We start from the raw sequence: 15,730 nt of genomic DNA, 5'->3' as shown, positions 1-15,730 counted from the left end.
TGTAGCAGCTGAACGGTGTCATGAGGATTTGTCAGTACGAATCTCCTCGCGCAGCCGATCGGAAAATCTGTTGTGGCGGTCGATTTCATCACCGATCAATGCGACCGTGAGCGAGCGTAGATTTGCATTCCCCTCCAATGGAGCCAGATCGCCATCAATATATTCGCTGAGCAGTTGCGCTGCATGCCGGATGACCGTTACGTCCGCGATGCGCGGGCGTATGAATTCGGTCAGCAGTTCATTCAGCGTATCGCTATTGTGAAGCGAGGCGAATGTCAGTTCGGACTGCGCGGCATCGGTCGCGTCGGCCTGTGCTGTACCTTGAGCGCCGTTGCGTTTGCGAAGCGCATCGATGGTCCGCAGATCCTGACGCTCAATGGCTTTACCCTGCACCGCATGGGAACGTCCAATATCCCGAATATCCCCCGGCGGCACTGGATCGAGTCGGACTGCCTCCGTGCGCCGCGTCATCGATAGTTCAGAGCAATTGTCGCTCCCTCCTTGCTCAGATGAAGCGCTTTCTCGCCAATTTTGCTGATCATCCAGCCATCATCGATATAAGCACCTTCGTGATAGCGAGTGCCGTCTCCCGCCAGCACATAGGAGTGTGGACCGAACCAAATGGCCTGTAGTGCCAGACGGGGAGGGACACCCATACCGCTGACAGCAACTCTGGAAGTGAGTACAATCCTGTCGCCATAGGTCTGGTCGAACCACGATTGCATATCGACCCAGGCCTCGCTTTTCTCTCTGGGCAACGCACCTGAAGCAACCAGCCGGTTCTTTTCGACCGCCAAAGTAACTTCGCTGACGCCTGCCTCATCCAGTCGCGCGGCCAACAAATCCCGGGCGATAGCTGGGGTTTCTGCCTTGTCCGGTACCTCGGCATGCAAGGTTTCGCCAGCTCCGCTTCCGGACGTAATGTCCGATGTGGGGCTCATCAGTGCATGTGCCGCAATAGACCCAAAAACACCTATAAAGCAGATGACGGCTGCAACAGCAGTCGCTGGGCGTTTGAAGAAGCTCTTTGAATCCGATGCTGGAGGAGGGCTGATCGCAATCTGCGCTCCACCGATGACGAGGTTAACAGGAAGTCGGCTTCGGTAGCCACGTCCCTCGGCGACATGACGAGAACCAACCTCGACATCACCGCCAACAGCCTCGATCTCAATGCGTCCACCGGCGGGCCGCACCAGAACATGGCGGGCGGCGATACCTGCGTCCTTCAAGACAATATCGGCTTCGGCGTCGGAACCGATGACGTAAGCTGAACCATCAAGCGTGATGGCTGCGCCCTGGTGTAATCCTGCGGCGACGCTCAGTCGAACATTCCCGACCGCAAAGCCATTACGCCATTTTTCCAGCAAAACGGGCAAGGCGTTCATGGCTTGTCATCCTCCCAGAAAATTTGCCCGGCCAGACCGAGCGGCCGGGCAAAATCGTGTCAGGACACGCGTGAGTTAGCGACCGGACTGGCCGACCGCATCTGCTACACGGTTGCGCGACTGAGCTTGGGCCTTGTCGGTTTCTACCTGAAGATTGAACTTGGTCATTGCCAGCTGAAATGCTTTCTGTTCCTGCCAGAAAGACTTCAATTCGCTTACATTCCCGCCGGTTGGATCATCTACTTGTGCCACTGGGGTCTCCTTTGGTTCGAACGTAATGCCCGACAATAGCGGCCGGACAGGTTCTCAAGTACATCGCGATACTAGCTTGCGGTTCTGCGTTCGGAAAATCCATTTGGTTCAACGATCGCAATGTTTGTTCTCAGGTTCGACAACTGCTTTTATTTCGGAGTTGCAGCGATTTTGGACCAATTGCTTGGATGGAAAATGAAATCGTCAGTCGCTCGCAAGAGTGGCAGCTAAAGCTCGCTTGCCACGCGTCGAACGATGCTCGCACCCAGTTCATGGTGCTCGATAGTGATATCGTCTTCACCGGGGATATCGTCTGCAAACTTCAGTTTCAGCCGGGCGACGACAACATCCGGGGCACGCGAGAACCATCCGTGGAGACAGCACCATCCGTCTTTGACGATATCATCCAGTGCCATCTCACCGTCGCCAAGTGAACTTTTCGCCGATGCCAGTTGGCGGTTCCTGAGTGCGGATGTGATGGCATCTTTACCAAGCAGCGATTGCAGCCGTATTGTCTCACTTCCGTCAATGATCCCGGCAATGGCCGATGCCCGGAATACGGCACCGCTTCGCAGTATGAGTTCACCAAACCTTGCTATGGGCAGCAGTGCGATTAGCCGGTCCTCTTCCGAAACCTGATCTCTGTCCGTGAGAGGCAGCTCATAATGTTCGACCAAGCGTTGTGACAAACGCGATCGCAGACGGTTACTGTCCAGCAGTAAATTGCAACCGGTGAGCGAAATCTTGCCCTGGAAGCACGGCATCAGCTTTTCAGGCACGACGTAATCGGCGGGTCGATCCACAAAGCTGTGCCATGCCGCGTTATAATCATCCATGGGGCGCAGCCGTTCGTTTGGACGGAGGCAGCACTTCACCAATCCTGTATTCGCCGTTTTTGCGCCGGCTTGTGAGCATGAATATCCAGATTCCCAAACCTGACATCGCTGCGACAAGCAGGCCGAACAGCCAGATTGCCGGTGCCAGACTGTCTGGATGTAACCACAATCCCAGGAAGGAGGTATAGCCCTGAACGTCGCTATCTACTTCCACTGGTGCTGTGACAGGGATGAGAACGACCGAAACCTTGTCATATGAAAGTCCCGCGACGCCGTTGGCGACAAGCATCTTTACCTGTGGGATCAAGCTGTTCATTGGCACGGAGGTTTTGTGGCGGATAAACACCGATGCCGAAGAGGGCACCAGATTTTGCCGGAGCGGATCATTTTCCGGTAACACCAGATGCACGCGTGCGGAAAGCACCCCATCAATATCCAGTATCGTTTTGGACAGCTCCTGGCTCAAGCCGTAAATCATGCGAGCCTTTTCCTGCACAGGCGAGGAGATGAGGCCGTCGTTCTTGAATACGTCGCCAAGGCTTTCAAAATGTTGTTTTGGGAGACCGTTCTCATTGAGGATAGTCATGGCATCCGCGAAACGGTCCTTTGGAACGGAAACAGTTATCTTGCCGCCTTTAGTGGTTTCTCGCTGTGCAGGGATGCCCTTACGCGCAAGCGCAGCCACGACTTCGTTCGCCTGACGCTGGTCGAGATCGGTATAGAGCTCAACAGTACAGGCCTGCAATACCAGAAGGGACATGACGATGAAGAGGGCGCGGACCCTCGAATAACCCGCACGCGCGCTCAAGCTGCTCGCCTCAACATGGAAGAATATTGCATGCTGTTTGCCTATTGTTGCTTTACCAAGGTGTTAACCGATGTAGAGGCCGCCGCAACGCTGCTCGTCGCCAGAGACGCGCTGAAACTGGCCCAGGAAATCGAAACATAACGATCCAGAATATGATCCATGCTTGCCGGGTCTGTTGTCTCGGCCGGCTTGCCGTCGATCTGTGCGGGTGCTGCCGTATCACCGGAGACATCCCGCGCGCGATCAGCCTGTGTGCCGCTCTTTCCACCCAGCATTTTCTGGGCGTTTTCAACGATACCAACGAAAGATTTGACGCCCGAACTCATAAGCGAAGTGGGGGACAGGGAACGCCCGTCTGAGCCTGATTTGTCAAGATAATCCTGTAATCTGTCCGCTTTCAGGGTATCCGCGCCGTTCAGTTCATGGGATGACCCGTCGGTCCCATGGTGTTGCAGCGTCTGTGTGCTGCCTGAAGCGGAATCGGCCTGCGTGATCTGCGTGCCTTGTGTTTCAGCAATTTTCTGGGCAGTCATGCTGGCCTGCTGTTCTTTTACGCGTAAGGCCGCTTCTGTGTCTGTCAATCCGGCAGGTGAGGCGGCGGCCACGTTTGAGACCGGATTAGTGATCGTTAACAGCTGTGCTGAAACCAATCCGGATGCGATGGGTGCAATTTGCATGGCATGCTCCTGTCAATTGATTTTTTCCACCGTCGGCGATCCCACGTCCACCGATTGTGCCTGTGTCTGTCGGCCGCGAAATACGCGAACGCTCGCGGGGCCGTCAGAAGCGATTGGTGCTGGCCTGAACGTGTCAATGGTCTTCTTGACTAGGTCGACGTAAGCAGGTGGTCCTGAAATCGACGCGACTTTTTGCTCCCGGTCGACCCGGACAGGGAACCGGGGATCAACAAGTCCCAGATTATCAAGCCGTTGGCCAAGGCCATCAAGCGTCGTGTCGTCCAGGGTCAAGACTTCGGTACGGTTTTCTGTCTCGTTGCTGATGTGTAGCGTTGAGCCGTCGAAATACCAGACCAGACCGTAGCGGTTACTGACCCATTCAAGGAATTCCCTGGCGTTGCCCTGTGGCACGTTCGAAGTGATACGCCCCTTGATATCGGGACCCATCTGGACAGATATTCCTATATTGCGACCAAATTCGGTTAGCGTGTCACGTACCGATTGATCGATGACCATGTATCTGTAAGGACCGTCCGGCCAGCGAGGTTCGGCTGCCCAGCCATGACCGGTGGACGCGAGTAGAAATGCGACAGCAATCCCGAAGCGGCACCGGTTTTCCGATAGGCGCTGCTGAAGACGATAAGGGTCAGTTTTTCGCATCGAGCCACACTGGCTGTATTGGCCATGTTGGTTTGAACTTGGACGAGCCATAAGCGAAGGATACCGGTTCGATCACACAACGGAAAATCCAAATGGATCGGGGGATAAACGAAAACTGGATTATTGATCGCAGGGTCGTTTTGCAGACGACTGCGGGAGAGTGGTGTGGTGATAAGAGACTTGAGGGCTTTGCGGCTTTATGCATGGAAGAATGGCGCAGGAACCGTATCTGCAGGCATCTGTTTTCTGCTCGCAGTTGTCGCAGCACCTTCTGCTCATGCACAAAGTGGCGGTTATGATCCCAGAAGCTGGGTTTACGACGAAGAAGCCAACGTCATGCTGGCTCCCGGAGATGCGCTTCCGCCCGATGATCAGTCTTTAGATCGCAAAAGGGAGCCGACGCCCAAGCGCATTGTAAGTTATTCAGGATCAGAGCCAGCCGGTACCATTATTGTCACTACTTCCACCAAGAAGCTTGACCTCATTTTGGAAGGCGGCAAGGCAATGCGTTATGAGGTGGGGGTGGGGCGTGAAGGGCTCAGTTGGTCGGGCCGCGATAGAGTGTCTGATAAAAAAAAGTGGCCGGACTGGCGTCCGCCATCCGAAATGCGGGCCCGTGAGAATCTGAAGGGCCACGCACTGCCTGCATTCGTACCTGGTGGACATAATAATCCGCTTGGTGCCCGTGCACTTTACATCGGTTCGACGCTCTATCGTATACATGGGACAAATCAACCGTGGACTGTGGGCACGGCGACATCGTCAGGATGCATTCGTTTGACGAATGAAGATGTCATCGACCTTTTTGAACGGACGCCGGTCGGCGCCAGCGTCATCGTACAGAACTGAGTCTGTCGGAGCCGAACAAATGGACGCTGCCGGAGGCGGCGAGAAAAAGAGAGGGAAGATGCGGTTTGGCATATCAGTTGCCGTTGGCGCTTTTTTGCTGCTGACAGGCTGTCAGACGACGAGTGACAGCCCAAAAAAAACGCCCGAACCGACATCACAGGCGGATCGGCTGGCAAAACTGGCCAAAGACATCGAAGGGCGCGGAGAAGCTGACACAGCCTTGCCGCTTTACGCGCGCGCTGCGGCAATGCCCGAGGCAAACGCGGCAATCATGGTGCAGTCGGGCGACGCTTATTCGCGTGCGGGGCAACCTGATGAGGCAATCAGTGCCTATAAGGCTGCTCTGGCCAAATCACCCAACAACGGTCCGGCACTGTTGGGAATGGGGACCGCACTGGTTCAGGTCGGCGATCTGCCCGCCGGTGTCAGTGCCCTGACGTCCGCTGCTCCGGTCGTTGGTACGAGCAGTGCATACAATCGTCTCGGCGTTGCTCTTACCATGACAGGACAAACGCAAAGCGCCATTGCCGCATATCAAAAGGCGCTGACTATGGCGCCTGGGGATGTTGACATACAGTCGAACCTGGCATTGGCAGCTGCCCTGCAAGGCGACGCCACTGTCGTCGAAGAAGCTGCGCAGAAGGTTGATTCCGCCGCTGGTGCGGAGCTTCATCACAAGCGCAACATAGTGCTGGCCTACGGTCTGATTGGTCACGATCAACAGGCTCGCTCCTCCACTCCGGCTGGGCTGACCAGTGGTGAAGTCGACAAAATCCTGAAACTGGCGAAAAAGGCGCGTGCGAAAGCATCGATGACTGACAGGGTGGCAGCACTCCAGAATGTCATGGGCGGGTGAAGTTTTTTGTCTGGTCCGACATCTGCATTTTGTCAGGATCAGATAAGATTCTGATCGGACGTCAGACCCAATTTGAAACCGGCTTTATATCGGCTCTTATCGCAAACTGAACGCTCCGCGTGACAAGCTACTCGCGGATGGTTTGTTTTTTCGTTTGTCAGCATCAAACAATGTAATGAGACAATCCATTGAATCTGCACCGCAAATTCGTTGTTTGACTGGTTCGCCCGACTGATGTTACCAACATATTTCTCAATTCTATTTGGGAGCGAGAAAGCGGCGTGGGGGGTGAGGGATTCCATAGCGAAGGAGAGTCGCGTGGATATTGACGCTGTATGTAGAGTGCTTGAAGGGCGATCGTATCAATCTGGAAAACCTTTGGCATTGTTCACCTGTCTGCGGGCTGTGTGGAGAACGTCATCTTTGTGCTTCGCGCATACGTTGAGATCGTGCGCGAGGTGTCCGTGAACCCTTCCAGACGTCACTCGATTGAAATGCGCGATACGGCGGGCGAGATGCTCACACTGTTGCGCACTCAGCTTAGTGATATGACCCCGCAAATCCAGATGGCTGCGAGATTTATTCTCGACCGGCCTCAGGATGTAATGCTCATGTCCATGCGCGAGTTGGCAAACGAGGCGGGGGTGTCGCATTCGACTATAATGCGGCTGTCGGATTGGTTGGGGCTTGATGGATATACAGCATTGCGTCAGGTCTTCATCAGTTCTTTTCGTGAAGGTTCGGTCGTCGTGACGACCGAAGCAGGCTTGCCGGCAAGCCCAGGTGAAGAAGGTCGGGCGGCTGCGCTGATCGCGTCCTCCATCAAGGACCTTGCCGCTGATAAAGCTCAGGCGCAGCTTGCGGAAGCTGCCGGTCTGCTCATGAATGCGCGATCCATTATCCTTGTTGGCTCAGCTCAGGAAATTCCGGTGATCGGCCACGCATCGCATCTGTTTCAAGCCCTGGGTGGCCGGGTTCAGACGCCTGAACGGTTTCAGGCCGATGAAGCTGAAGAAGAAGGTGCGTGCCTGCTTGCGATCTCGTTGCGCCCCTATGGAGACGCGCCCAGACGCGCCATGCGTGTTGCGCGACAACGTGGCATCCCGTCGCTCGCCATAACCGACAGTGCAAAAGCATCGGTCGCCAGGATGGCCGATGTGCCGGTGGTTTTCCGACCGGCCGCCGTGGCGCATAACATTCCCAGCCTCACGCCCGCGATCGCCGCCATTGAAGCGATTGCCTCAATCTGGCGGCGAAGTGCCGGATAGCCTCACGCGGTTTGCAATGCGATGTCGGTATCGGCCATCAGTGACGTGATGATTTCCACAGACGCAATGGTCGCTGCGAGCATTGGCGTGTTTTGCGATAGCTGGGATGGCACTATGATTGCATGGGAAAACCGCGCAATCGATGATGCCGGGCAGTTGGTCAGCGCAACAATCCGCGCACCTCTACGGTCCGCATATCGTGCCGTGTTTGTGACCTGAGGAATAGCTGGTCCCATACACACAGCAAGCATCGCATCACGAGGCCCAAGCGATCTGAGATCGGCCGGCGCGCCTGTCGCAGAGTCGACCGAAACCGAGTTACGGCCAATGGCCTGCATAAGGTCTCCAAAACGGTGGGCAACGACAAGCTCGGCCTGGCTGGTTACGCAGATCACCCGGTCAGCCCCGGCCAGTATCGTGGCCGCTTCTCCATAGTGCTGCATCCTGTCCTGTAACCCACAACGTTCCACCTCCGTTGCCAGCCATTCCAGACTGTCACTCGGTGTTTGCTGGACATAGTCGTCGTTGTTCACCGATGCCTCGGTTCTCGTCCAGATGCCTGCTTTTATTCCGTCTCTGAAGATAGCACGCAGTGCATCATATCCATCCAGTCCCATCCATTCTGCCAGACGGACCATTGTTGAGTGAGATACTCCCACCTGTCTGGCCTGACTGCGCATTGAATTGAGAGCGACGTCAACTGGATGCGACAGGACGAAACGCGCCGCGGCGTGCAGACCTCTTGGCATCGTGTCCAGTTGTTCGGTCAGCCGCTCGTTGAAAAGTTGAAAGCTGTCACTGACGGGGTCAGCGATTGCATCTTCAATATCCCTCTGGTGTTCGGGCATAGAAAATCGAGCTCCTCCAATTTATGCCCCCTGCCACTTTTAGACACCTTCACTCCTCCTTTCGGTTGCGGGTTTTCAGGCGATCCATGTCACTGCCCGGAACACCCGAATTTAAGGTTCATCGTACATCGACGAGGCCCTCCAGAAGCTGGTTGATCTCCCCAAAGAAAGACAGTTCGCCCTTCAGATAGGTGAGCAGAAAAGCTGCATAGAGTAGAAGTAATACCGTGAAAGAAAATGACTTCACGGCAAGCGACATGGCGAAAATATTAAGGTGTGGTGCCGCGCGGGACACCAATGCAAGTAGGGTATCCGAAAGTAAAAGACCAACAATAAGCGGGAATGCGAGAGCCAGAGCCATGGTCACGATCCGTGTGCAAAGATTGAGAAAGAGCGTAATACTCTGCGCGCGAAAAACGGGAATGAACTGATCAACTGGCCATAGGCGATAGCTGGTATAAACAATGTCGAGCATCAGCAACAGCCCACCAAGCGACAGGAAAATCACGATCATGATGATGCTGAAAAGCGTGCCCGTAATACTGGTTTCATGGGTCATCATTGGATCGATAAGCGATCCCATCGTTACACCTCGCTGAAGATCAACTATGTCGCCTGCCGCTTCGGCTGCCCAGAAGGGGAGGCTCATAATGAAGCCAAGCGTCGCACCGAGAAACATCTCTTTCATACCCAGCGCCACCATCATTATCGGCCCCATTTCTGTGTCGATAACCGTCTTGTAGAGAAGCGGCATGAGTGGAATTGACAAGGCAATAGCTACCCCGTTGCGCAGGAGACCGGCAATGCGCGCCCGCGTGAAAAGTGCCATCAAGATCATCAGGCCAACCATGCGTGCCATGGACAGCGCGGCGACAAAAACCAGGACATGGACCTGCTCGAGTCCCGAAAAGATCCCGCTGACTGGCATCATCGCGTTACCCCCGGAAACTCTTCAAATGCTACTGTTGCCTGGCGCGCTATATCTTGACCCACAATGGGGCCGAAGATCAGGATTACGAGCAGAATGACGACGATTTTGATAGCTTGAGGCAATGACTGGTCCTGAATCTGAGTCAATGCCTGTAGGAGGCCGACGATCAGTCCAACGATCAAGGCAGCTATGATCACCGGTGCGGACGCATAAAGCACCGACAATAGCGCGCCTTGAAATCTCGTCAGAATGAAATCATCTGTCATGAGACCTCAACTCAGGAATAGCTCAGGATGAGGCCGTGCATCAGGCGCGACCATCCGTCGATTGCAACAAAAAGGAACAATTTCAATGGTATGGATATGAGAACGGGGGAGACCATAATCATACCCAGCGTCATGAGAATATTGGCGACGATCAGATCGATCACGAGAAACGGTAGATAAAGAATAAGCCCGATCTCGAAAGCACGCGTCAGTTCACTGGCGACGAATGCAGGTATAAGAATGGATAGATCGTCGCCACGAACGTTGTCCTGCTTGGCATCCGGCCACAATCGCTGTGTCGCACTTTGAAAAAAACTCCGCTCTTCCGGTTTTGTAAAACGTATGAGCTGACGCTTGACCGGTTCGCGGACAAGATCGGCGCTACGCATGATATCTTCAGCTGTTTCGAACTTGGCCTGTCCTTCCACGAGCGTACGCTGAATTTCTGTCAGCATCGGTGTGGTAACAAAAACGGTTAGGACTAGTGCGATCCCGTAGAGCACGAGGTTCGGCGGCATTTGCTGAATGCCCAGCGCATTGCGCACCAGAAACAGCACAACAGATATTTTGAGAAAGCCGGTCATCGTGACCACCGCCAAAGGCAGGAGGCCAACGATTCCGATAACCGCGATGAGCGGAACAAGGTTCTGTTGCGCTTCAATCATTGTCGAAGATGTTCAAAACACGAATACCAAGTTTTTCACCAAGCTTTACGAGTTCGCCGCGACCAACGCGCTTTCCACTGGCAAAGATGGCCACCCCATTGTCAGACGGAACGCCGAGCGGGATCAGAGCTCCCGTACCCAGACGCTGCACATCTGCAAGCGGAAGTGCAACGCGACCGGCCTCGAACACCAGAGTTACCGGTATGTCAGCCAGGTCAACAACGTTTTCGTCGTCTCCAGTGTCCATCCTGCGCTCCGTCGCCATGTCGAAATCCCATTCAGATTCAGTTAAAGGAAGGAAACGGTCACTCATCTTCCAGCCACCATCGACAGCGGAGACAGGAGCAACCAATCTGTCGCCGATAAGGCAACAGCATCGGGTTGAATGATAATCATTGTCTGCCAGTAGAATGACATCATCACGCTCCAGGCCCTTCAGTTCGCCGAGGGTAATCGTCACTGAACCAAAAAAAATGCGGATCGAAACAGGAACCGAAGTCGCAAGAAGGGAAGCCGGATCTGCCGCCTGATCGAAAAGAACCGCCAGCTTTTGGGCAATTTGATCGCTTCCAAAGGCAAGTATAACGACCGAGCCACAATCGGATGTGGCCGATACGACGTGGACAAATGGGGCATCTTGGTGATCTGTCGCGTGCCGGACTTCGGTGAATTCGATAGCGCTGTCCAGTTGCTGCTCGAGCCAGCTCAATTCCTGATCCAGAATTGCTTCCAGTAACAGGGCCTGATGTGCCGATGGCAGGTTTTCGGGGGTAGCCGCGAGTTCGCGCCGCTCTAGCCAAACATCAAGCAACGCACCGGGGATGTGGAGCTGTGCGGGACCAAACCGGGTTTTCAGAACGAAGGTCACGTCGCAGGCTGCATCCTTCAGGCTGGTCGATCCCAGCGTAAATTTTAGATCCACCACTGAAAAAGAAATCAAACCCCTGCGACGACTGAGCAGGTTAACTGCATCCATGTGCTGATCGGAAACGACGGGCAAGGGTAAGTGTTGGACTGCCGGATGGACCGCGTTGTCCTCGGTCATAGTGTTGGTCCGGTTTCCACGCTTACGCGCCGTTTGTCTTGCGAGCGCCATGATCATTCAGACCGGCCATTCGTCGATGTCGACACCGGACTGGTTTAATTTATTGATCATTTCCTCAAGCTTCGTTGTTGAAATGTGCACAATCTTGTATTCGTCCTGCTCGAGATTCAGTTTTTCCATAGACTGATCAAGCAACGATTTCGCCGCTGTTTCTTCTTCCTGGTGTTGTTCCGCAACTTCTGCGGTGCGTTGCTGAAAGGCTTCCAGATATTGGAGCGAAGCAAGGTCGATCGCCTTTCCAGTCATTCTTGCCAGTATTTGCTGTTCTGTTGTCGCGGCCTCTACGACATGTGTTAGGCGGAGCGCTGACTTTTCACGTGCCTTGATCTCCGCTTGCCGGGTCAGGCTCCGCGCGCGGCCAAGGCTCGCTTCGGCTTTCGTTTCGCGAAGCTGACGGATCTTGTACAAGCGCGTGAGGATATCTTTCTGTTTTCCCCGGTTCACGCCGTTATCTCCTGCATCAGGAGTAAGGTTTCTTCTATTGATGCGCGCATGGGCTGTTTTTGCTGAAGGAACCCGTTGATCGCGTCGATCTTTGCGATCGCCTCATCGGTCAGCGCGTCAGAACCCTTTTCGTACTCTCCTATGCGGATCAACAGCTCCACCTCCTGATATCTTGCGAGGAGTCTACGTATGTGTGCGGCCGTAGCCCGATGCTGATTGTCAATCACTTTCGACATCAAACGGCTGTTGGACCGCACCACGTCGATGGCGGGGAAATGATTGCGCTGCGCAAGATCGGACGAGAGAAAAATATGGCCATCGAGGAGGGCCTGTACTTCTTCGACCACGGGATCCTGAGTGCCGTCTCCTTCCATGAGCACATTGTAAAATCCGGTAATCGATCCGGTGGAGCTCGGTCCAGCCCGCTCAAGGAGACGGGGCAGGGCAGCAAAGAAGGATGGTGGAAAGCCGCGTCGTGTCGGAGGCTCTCCGGCTGCAAGCCCGATTTCGCGCTGGGCCCTGGCAAAACGCGTGATGTTGTCAACTGCCAGCAGGACATGCTTGCCCTGATCGCGAAAGTATTCGGCGATGGTGGTGGCAACATGGGCCGCCTTCACGCGTTCGATACTGGACCGGTCTGATGTGGCCGCTACCACAACACAGCGTTGTCGCGATTCTGTGCCAAGATGGTGCTCCATGAACTCGCGTACTTCGCGGCCACGTTCACCGATCAGGGCTACAACGGTAATATCGGCGTTGCTGCCCGCGACGATATCAGCCAGAAGCAATGACTTTCCCACACCTGGTGCGCCGAACAGGCCGACACGTTGTCCTTGTGCGCATGTGAGCATTCCATCGATCGCGCGTACTCCGACATGGATTGGCTCTGATATCAGCATTCTTTCCAGGGGAGGCGGCGCGTGAGCCATGACCGGATAGAAGTTCCAGTTATAGTCAGTATCGAGCGACGCACCGTCGATGGGATTACCGAGCGAATCGATGACCCGTCCGAGCAGGCCGGGTCCGACACGGATCTGCTGCACGTTTCGTGTGGGGATGACTTCTGTCAGGCTGGATAAATTCTGTATGTCACCTAAAGGGAGCAAAATCGCAGTATCGTCTCTGAAACCGACGACCTCCGCTTTTCCTCGTTGACAAGATTTGGGATCAACGAGATCGCAAATTTCACCTATGCGCACTTCGTCAAGGGAGGCACTGATCATCAGGCCCGTGACATCGCGCACACGGCCACGGCTGGGGCGGGAGATTCTGTTCTCTGTCAGTCCTCCGCGAAGACGAGGGATGATAGAGGTGAGTTTCGCATCGGTTTCGTTCATTCCTGCCCCGTTCTGATGGACGTTGCATCAGGAGTTTGAAGACCCGCGCGGATTGCTTCCAGCTGCATCTTGAGTGATGCGTTGATCACGGCCAAATCGGACGATAGAACACATGCATCCAGCGGCAATTCGGGGTCGCCATTGACTTCGAGAGGTATCTCCTCGTTCACGATCAGATCGGCCAGCGCATCGCGCACTGTCTGTTCCATCGCCGGGTTAACGGTAATTTTTGCGTATTTTGAGCGGCGCAGATCCGCCAGCGCCTGACGGGCAGACCGGGCCAGAATAGTGCCTGTATCGAACGAGCCCAGCACGCGCGTGACAATGTCGAGTGCAAGACTGGTGATTTCACCTTCGAGGGACCCGAGATATCTATCGATCCTGCCGGATGTGGCATGAACCAGTCGCGCTGCCTCGGCCATTCCTTCGTTGCGACCGTCTTCATAACCCTGTGCGTAACTGTCACCATAAGCCTTGCGTGACGCAGTCTGCTGGGTCCTTGCCGCCACTTTGACGCTTTCAAGCAATGTGTGGCTATCCAACCAAGCTCGCGCTGAAGATGCCTTTATGATGCGTCCCGTTGGAACTATTGAATAATTGATCGAATCTGGGCCTGAAGTCATCGATCGCCACCGGTTAACCGCGTGGAGGTCAATGCCGGACATTCGTCGCAGCAGCATACTCGGCTATGTCTCTGATCAGATTTCCACATATGACCGCGCCAGTTTGGTTATCGGGACACGATAGCCTCACAACAGAGTGACGAAAAATCCAAATGGAACGTCTGGTCGGATTAGATTAAAAGATAGTCGAGTACGTGAAGGGAGATGTAGTATGATCCTCTCTCCAGTAGACATATTATGTCGGAGGACCATTGCGTTCAGAAATCTATAGATTGCCGCACTTTGCGTCCTGATGCTTGCAGCTATCGGCTATTTCGCATCGGGAGCGTCGATTGGCGCGGGTAACCCTTATTCCGTCGCAGTTATACTTTAGGGCGGCACTCGTCTGGCCGTACGACTCTTCGGTGATCGCGCTTGCGTGTCTGTCAATGGTGAGACAACGATTGATCTGCCCGCCATAGGCAACGAAGGGACGATCTATTCGAACGGCTAGCGGACGCTAAGCATTGTACAGGGACGTTTATCTTGGAGTGTTGGTTGGGCCGCATCCTCAGCACGCACTGGTGGTTGAATGCCAAGTCTCGTTGCTGGGAAGTTTGCATACTGATGACTTTAGCGCGTGTGCCGGGGAAACGGTTCCTTCGCGAGTGGTAATTGGTAAGTTCCACAATGTTGATTACGCCTATCTCCAATAAGTTCAATTATTTAATGGATGTCTCGACGTGCTCTTGCGCGAGGCAACGCCTCTCCGGGCTAACTAGATTCTGACTGGCAATTAGTCACCCACCCTTCATTATTTCGATGGATTATCCTAGGTGACCGTCTCATAAGATCGAAGCCAGATACGAATTGAAGCAAGCTGGATAGATGCGAGGAAATTATCGTCGCGTTATCGTATCGGGTTGCGATGGCCCGTAAGTGTTCGAGTTTGTTGAAGAACCTTTCGACGGCGTTGCGTTGTGTATAGAGCCATGGGCTGAAGGCGGGGATATTCACCCGGTTTGGCATGGGGCGGATACAGCCCCATGCTCCTCGTTCTTTGAGGCTTTGGCGCAAGCTGTCGCTGTCGTAAGCGCGATCTGCCAATAGTATTTGCCCAGACCCGAGCGTCTCAAACATATCGGCTGCCGAACGTCCGTCATGTGCTTGTCCGGCAGTCAGTTTCAGGTGAATTGGGCGGCCATCAGCATCGACAAGCGCATGAATTTTTGTGGTCATCCCGCCGCGCGAACGACCCATGCAACCGGATCGCTCGTCTTTTTTGGCCGTTGGCCGCATGTTGATGCACGCGGATTGACGAGGAGTCGATCATCTGGATATCGCCGTCGTAAGCTTCTGATATCGCGTTGAGAATGCGCGACCAGTGCTCGGCATGACGCCATCTGTTGAAGCGATTTACACAGGTCGTATAAGGACCGTATCGGGCTGGAATGTCTGCCCAGGGTGCACCTGTTCTCAGCCGCCAGAATATACCGTTCAAAACACGCCGATCGTCAACGCGGGCCTTACCGCGCACTTTGGTCGGAAGAAGCGGTTCAATCACCGACCATTCAAAATCCGTTAAATCAAAACGCGCCATCGCTGCCTCCAAATCGATGGAGACAGTGTATCACATACCATTCAAACCGAAAACTTTTTAAGGGTATGTGACCTAGCTTAGAATGAGAAATCGTCGACCGGACAGTAATCAACCTATGACGCATGGGACGCAATATTTAGTTGTCAGTTCTGGCGTCTCTGGAAACAAAATCCAGATTGTGATTGATCTGGCGGACGACCATGCTACAGGCGACGACTTTTGCATCTTCGACGTCTGCCTTGAAGTTGACGTGCCCCCGTTAAATTAAGCCATTCAGAACTGGAATTTTCCACTTATGATCCCTTATCCGGGAGAAGGAGAGTTCCATGAAGGCATCGAAG

The 15,730-nt window shown here is 54.3% G+C and carries 18 protein-coding genes and 1 pseudogene; 3 read left to right on the top strand and 16 right to left on the bottom strand.

Features of this window, described 5'->3' with window-relative positions:
* Window positions 1-18: 18 nt before the first annotated feature.
* The 7 genes from FHW03_RS15365 to FHW03_RS15335 all read right to left on the bottom strand — a co-directional run bounded on the left by FHW03_RS15365 (window position 19) and on the right by FHW03_RS15335 (window position 4,405).
* Window positions 19-471, bottom strand: a complete 453-nt coding sequence (locus FHW03_RS15365; protein ID WP_182521423.1) for a hypothetical protein — start codon at window positions 469-471, stop codon at window positions 19-21.
* Window positions 468-1,385, bottom strand: a complete 918-nt coding sequence (locus FHW03_RS15360) for an FHA domain-containing protein (RefSeq protein ID WP_182521422.1) — start codon at window positions 1,383-1,385, stop codon at window positions 468-470. The genes FHW03_RS15365 and FHW03_RS15360 overlap by 4 nt, the downstream gene beginning before the upstream one ends.
* 75 nt (window positions 1,386-1,460) lie before the next feature.
* Window positions 1,461-1,637 (bottom strand): hypothetical protein, encoded by a 177-nt coding sequence (locus FHW03_RS15355; protein WP_182521421.1) that lies wholly within the window; start codon window positions 1,635-1,637, stop codon window positions 1,461-1,463.
* 227 nt (window positions 1,638-1,864) lie between these two features.
* Complete coding sequence (locus FHW03_RS15350) at window positions 1,865-2,473, bottom strand: SctK family type III secretion system sorting platform protein (RefSeq protein ID WP_182521420.1); 609 nt, start codon at window positions 2,471-2,473, stop codon at window positions 1,865-1,867.
* Window positions 2,466-3,281 (bottom strand): type III secretion system inner membrane ring lipoprotein SctJ, encoded by an 816-nt coding sequence (gene sctJ / locus FHW03_RS15345; protein WP_377514949.1) that lies wholly within the window; start codon window positions 3,279-3,281, stop codon window positions 2,466-2,468. Before sctJ ends, FHW03_RS15350 begins: the two co-directional genes overlap by 8 nt.
* A gap of 41 nt (window positions 3,282-3,322) precedes the next feature.
* Window positions 3,323-3,958 (bottom strand): hypothetical protein, encoded by a 636-nt coding sequence (locus FHW03_RS15340; RefSeq protein WP_182521419.1) that lies wholly within the window; start codon window positions 3,956-3,958, stop codon window positions 3,323-3,325.
* A gap of 12 nt (window positions 3,959-3,970) precedes the next feature.
* Entirely contained in the window at window positions 3,971-4,405 is a 435-nt protein-coding gene (locus FHW03_RS15335) for a hypothetical protein (protein ID WP_182521418.1), read from the bottom strand.
* A gap of 384 nt (window positions 4,406-4,789) precedes the next feature.
* Here FHW03_RS15335 and FHW03_RS15330 point away from each other — a divergent pair, with 384 nt between their 5' ends.
* The 3 genes from FHW03_RS15330 (at window position 4,790) to FHW03_RS15320 (ending at window position 7,591) form a co-directional block, all read left to right on the top strand.
* Window positions 4,790-5,467: a L,D-transpeptidase gene (locus tag FHW03_RS15330; protein WP_377515018.1), complete on the top strand. Its 678-nt coding sequence runs from the start codon at window positions 4,790-4,792 to the stop codon at window positions 5,465-5,467.
* 19 nt (window positions 5,468-5,486) lie between these two features.
* Window positions 5,487-6,323, top strand: a complete 837-nt coding sequence (locus FHW03_RS15325; RefSeq protein WP_377514946.1) for a tetratricopeptide repeat protein — start codon at window positions 5,487-5,489, stop codon at window positions 6,321-6,323.
* Window positions 6,324-6,787: 464 nt separating this feature from the next.
* Window positions 6,788-7,591 (top strand): MurR/RpiR family transcriptional regulator, encoded by an 804-nt coding sequence (locus FHW03_RS15320; protein WP_182521417.1) that lies wholly within the window; start codon window positions 6,788-6,790, stop codon window positions 7,589-7,591.
* 2 nt (window positions 7,592-7,593) lie between these two features.
* Here FHW03_RS15320 and FHW03_RS15315 read toward each other — a convergent pair whose 3' ends face one another.
* The 9 genes and pseudogenes from FHW03_RS15315 to FHW03_RS15275 all read right to left on the bottom strand — a co-directional run bounded on the left by FHW03_RS15315 (window position 7,594) and on the right by FHW03_RS15275 (window position 15,389).
* Window positions 7,594-8,439, bottom strand: a complete 846-nt coding sequence (locus FHW03_RS15315; RefSeq protein ID WP_182521416.1) for a MurR/RpiR family transcriptional regulator — start codon at window positions 8,437-8,439, stop codon at window positions 7,594-7,596.
* Between the two features lie 118 nt (window positions 8,440-8,557).
* On the bottom strand, window positions 8,558-9,370 hold the full coding sequence (gene sctT / locus FHW03_RS15310; RefSeq protein WP_377514944.1) for a type III secretion system export apparatus subunit SctT: 813 nt from the start codon (window positions 9,368-9,370) through the stop codon (window positions 8,558-8,560).
* Window positions 9,367-9,636, bottom strand: coding sequence for a flagellar biosynthetic protein FliQ (locus FHW03_RS15305; protein WP_182521415.1), 270 nt, complete (start codon window positions 9,634-9,636; stop codon window positions 9,367-9,369). The genes sctT and FHW03_RS15305 overlap by 4 nt, the downstream gene beginning before the upstream one ends.
* 11 nt (window positions 9,637-9,647) lie before the next feature.
* Window positions 9,648-10,301 carry a type III secretion system export apparatus subunit SctR gene (gene sctR / locus FHW03_RS15300; RefSeq protein WP_182521414.1) on the bottom strand — a complete coding sequence of 218 codons (654 nt, stop codon included), beginning with the start codon at window positions 10,299-10,301 and terminating at the stop codon, window positions 9,648-9,650.
* A complete protein-coding gene (sctQ, locus tag FHW03_RS15295) occupies window positions 10,294-11,346 on the bottom strand; it encodes a type III secretion system cytoplasmic ring protein SctQ (protein ID WP_182521413.1) in 1,053 nt (350 codons plus the stop codon). Before sctQ ends, sctR begins: the two co-directional genes overlap by 8 nt.
* 57 nt (window positions 11,347-11,403) lie before the next feature.
* Window positions 11,404-11,850, bottom strand: coding sequence for a hypothetical protein (locus FHW03_RS15290; RefSeq protein ID WP_182521412.1), 447 nt, complete (start codon window positions 11,848-11,850; stop codon window positions 11,404-11,406).
* Window positions 11,847-13,187, bottom strand: a complete 1,341-nt coding sequence (locus FHW03_RS15285) for a FliI/YscN family ATPase (RefSeq protein WP_182521411.1) — start codon at window positions 13,185-13,187, stop codon at window positions 11,847-11,849. The genes FHW03_RS15290 and FHW03_RS15285 overlap by 4 nt, the downstream gene beginning before the upstream one ends.
* Entirely contained in the window at window positions 13,184-13,810 is a 627-nt protein-coding gene (locus tag FHW03_RS15280) for a FliH/SctL family protein (protein WP_182521410.1), read from the bottom strand. Before FHW03_RS15280 ends, FHW03_RS15285 begins: the two co-directional genes overlap by 4 nt.
* 811 nt (window positions 13,811-14,621) lie before the next feature.
* Window positions 14,622-15,389, bottom strand: a pseudogene (locus tag FHW03_RS15275) (IS5 family transposase).
* Window positions 15,390-15,730 lie beyond the last annotated feature (341 nt).

Source organism: Ochrobactrum sp. RH2CCR150 (assembly GCA_014138095.1).
Classification (GTDB): domain Bacteria; phylum Pseudomonadota; class Alphaproteobacteria; order Rhizobiales; family Rhizobiaceae; genus Brucella; species Brucella gambitense.
This window is presented reverse-complemented; position numbering and strand designations above follow the sequence as displayed.

Excerpts from the sequence above, each read along its gene's own strand:
- FHW03_RS15365 (WP_182521423.1), bottom strand. The coding sequence starts at position 471 with ATGACGCGGCGCACGGAGGCAGTCCGACTCGATCCAGTGCCGCCGGGG.
- FHW03_RS15360 (WP_182521422.1), bottom strand. The coding sequence starts at position 1,385 with ATGAACGCCTTGCCCGTTTTGCTGGAAAAATGGCGTAATGGCTTTGCG.
- FHW03_RS15350 (WP_182521420.1), bottom strand. The coding sequence starts at position 2,473 with ATGGATGATTATAACGCGGCATGGCACAGCTTTGTGGATCGACCCGCC.
- FHW03_RS15340 (WP_182521419.1), bottom strand. The coding sequence starts at position 3,958 with ATGCAAATTGCACCCATCGCATCCGGATTGGTTTCAGCACAGCTGTTA.
- FHW03_RS15335 (WP_182521418.1), bottom strand. The coding sequence starts at position 4,405 with ATGGGTCCCGATATCAAGGGGCGTATCACTTCGAACGTGCCACAGGGC.
- FHW03_RS15325 (WP_377514946.1), top strand. The coding sequence starts at position 5,487 with ATGGACGCTGCCGGAGGCGGCGAGAAAAAGAGAGGGAAGATGCGGTTT.
- FHW03_RS15315 (WP_182521416.1), bottom strand. The coding sequence starts at position 8,439 with ATGCCCGAACACCAGAGGGATATTGAAGATGCAATCGCTGACCCCGTC.
- sctT (WP_377514944.1), bottom strand. The coding sequence starts at position 9,370 with ATGATGCCAGTCAGCGGGATCTTTTCGGGACTCGAGCAGGTCCATGTC.
- FHW03_RS15305 (WP_182521415.1), bottom strand. The coding sequence starts at position 9,636 with ATGACAGATGATTTCATTCTGACGAGATTTCAAGGCGCGCTATTGTCG.
- sctR (WP_182521414.1), bottom strand. The coding sequence starts at position 10,301 with ATGATTGAAGCGCAACAGAACCTTGTTCCGCTCATCGCGGTTATCGGA.
- sctQ (WP_182521413.1), bottom strand. The coding sequence starts at position 11,346 with ATGACCGAGGACAACGCGGTCCATCCGGCAGTCCAACACTTACCCTTG.
- FHW03_RS15285 (WP_182521411.1), bottom strand. The coding sequence starts at position 13,187 with ATGAACGAAACCGATGCGAAACTCACCTCTATCATCCCTCGTCTTCGC.
- FHW03_RS15280 (WP_182521410.1), bottom strand. The coding sequence starts at position 13,810 with ATGACTTCAGGCCCAGATTCGATCAATTATTCAATAGTTCCAACGGGA.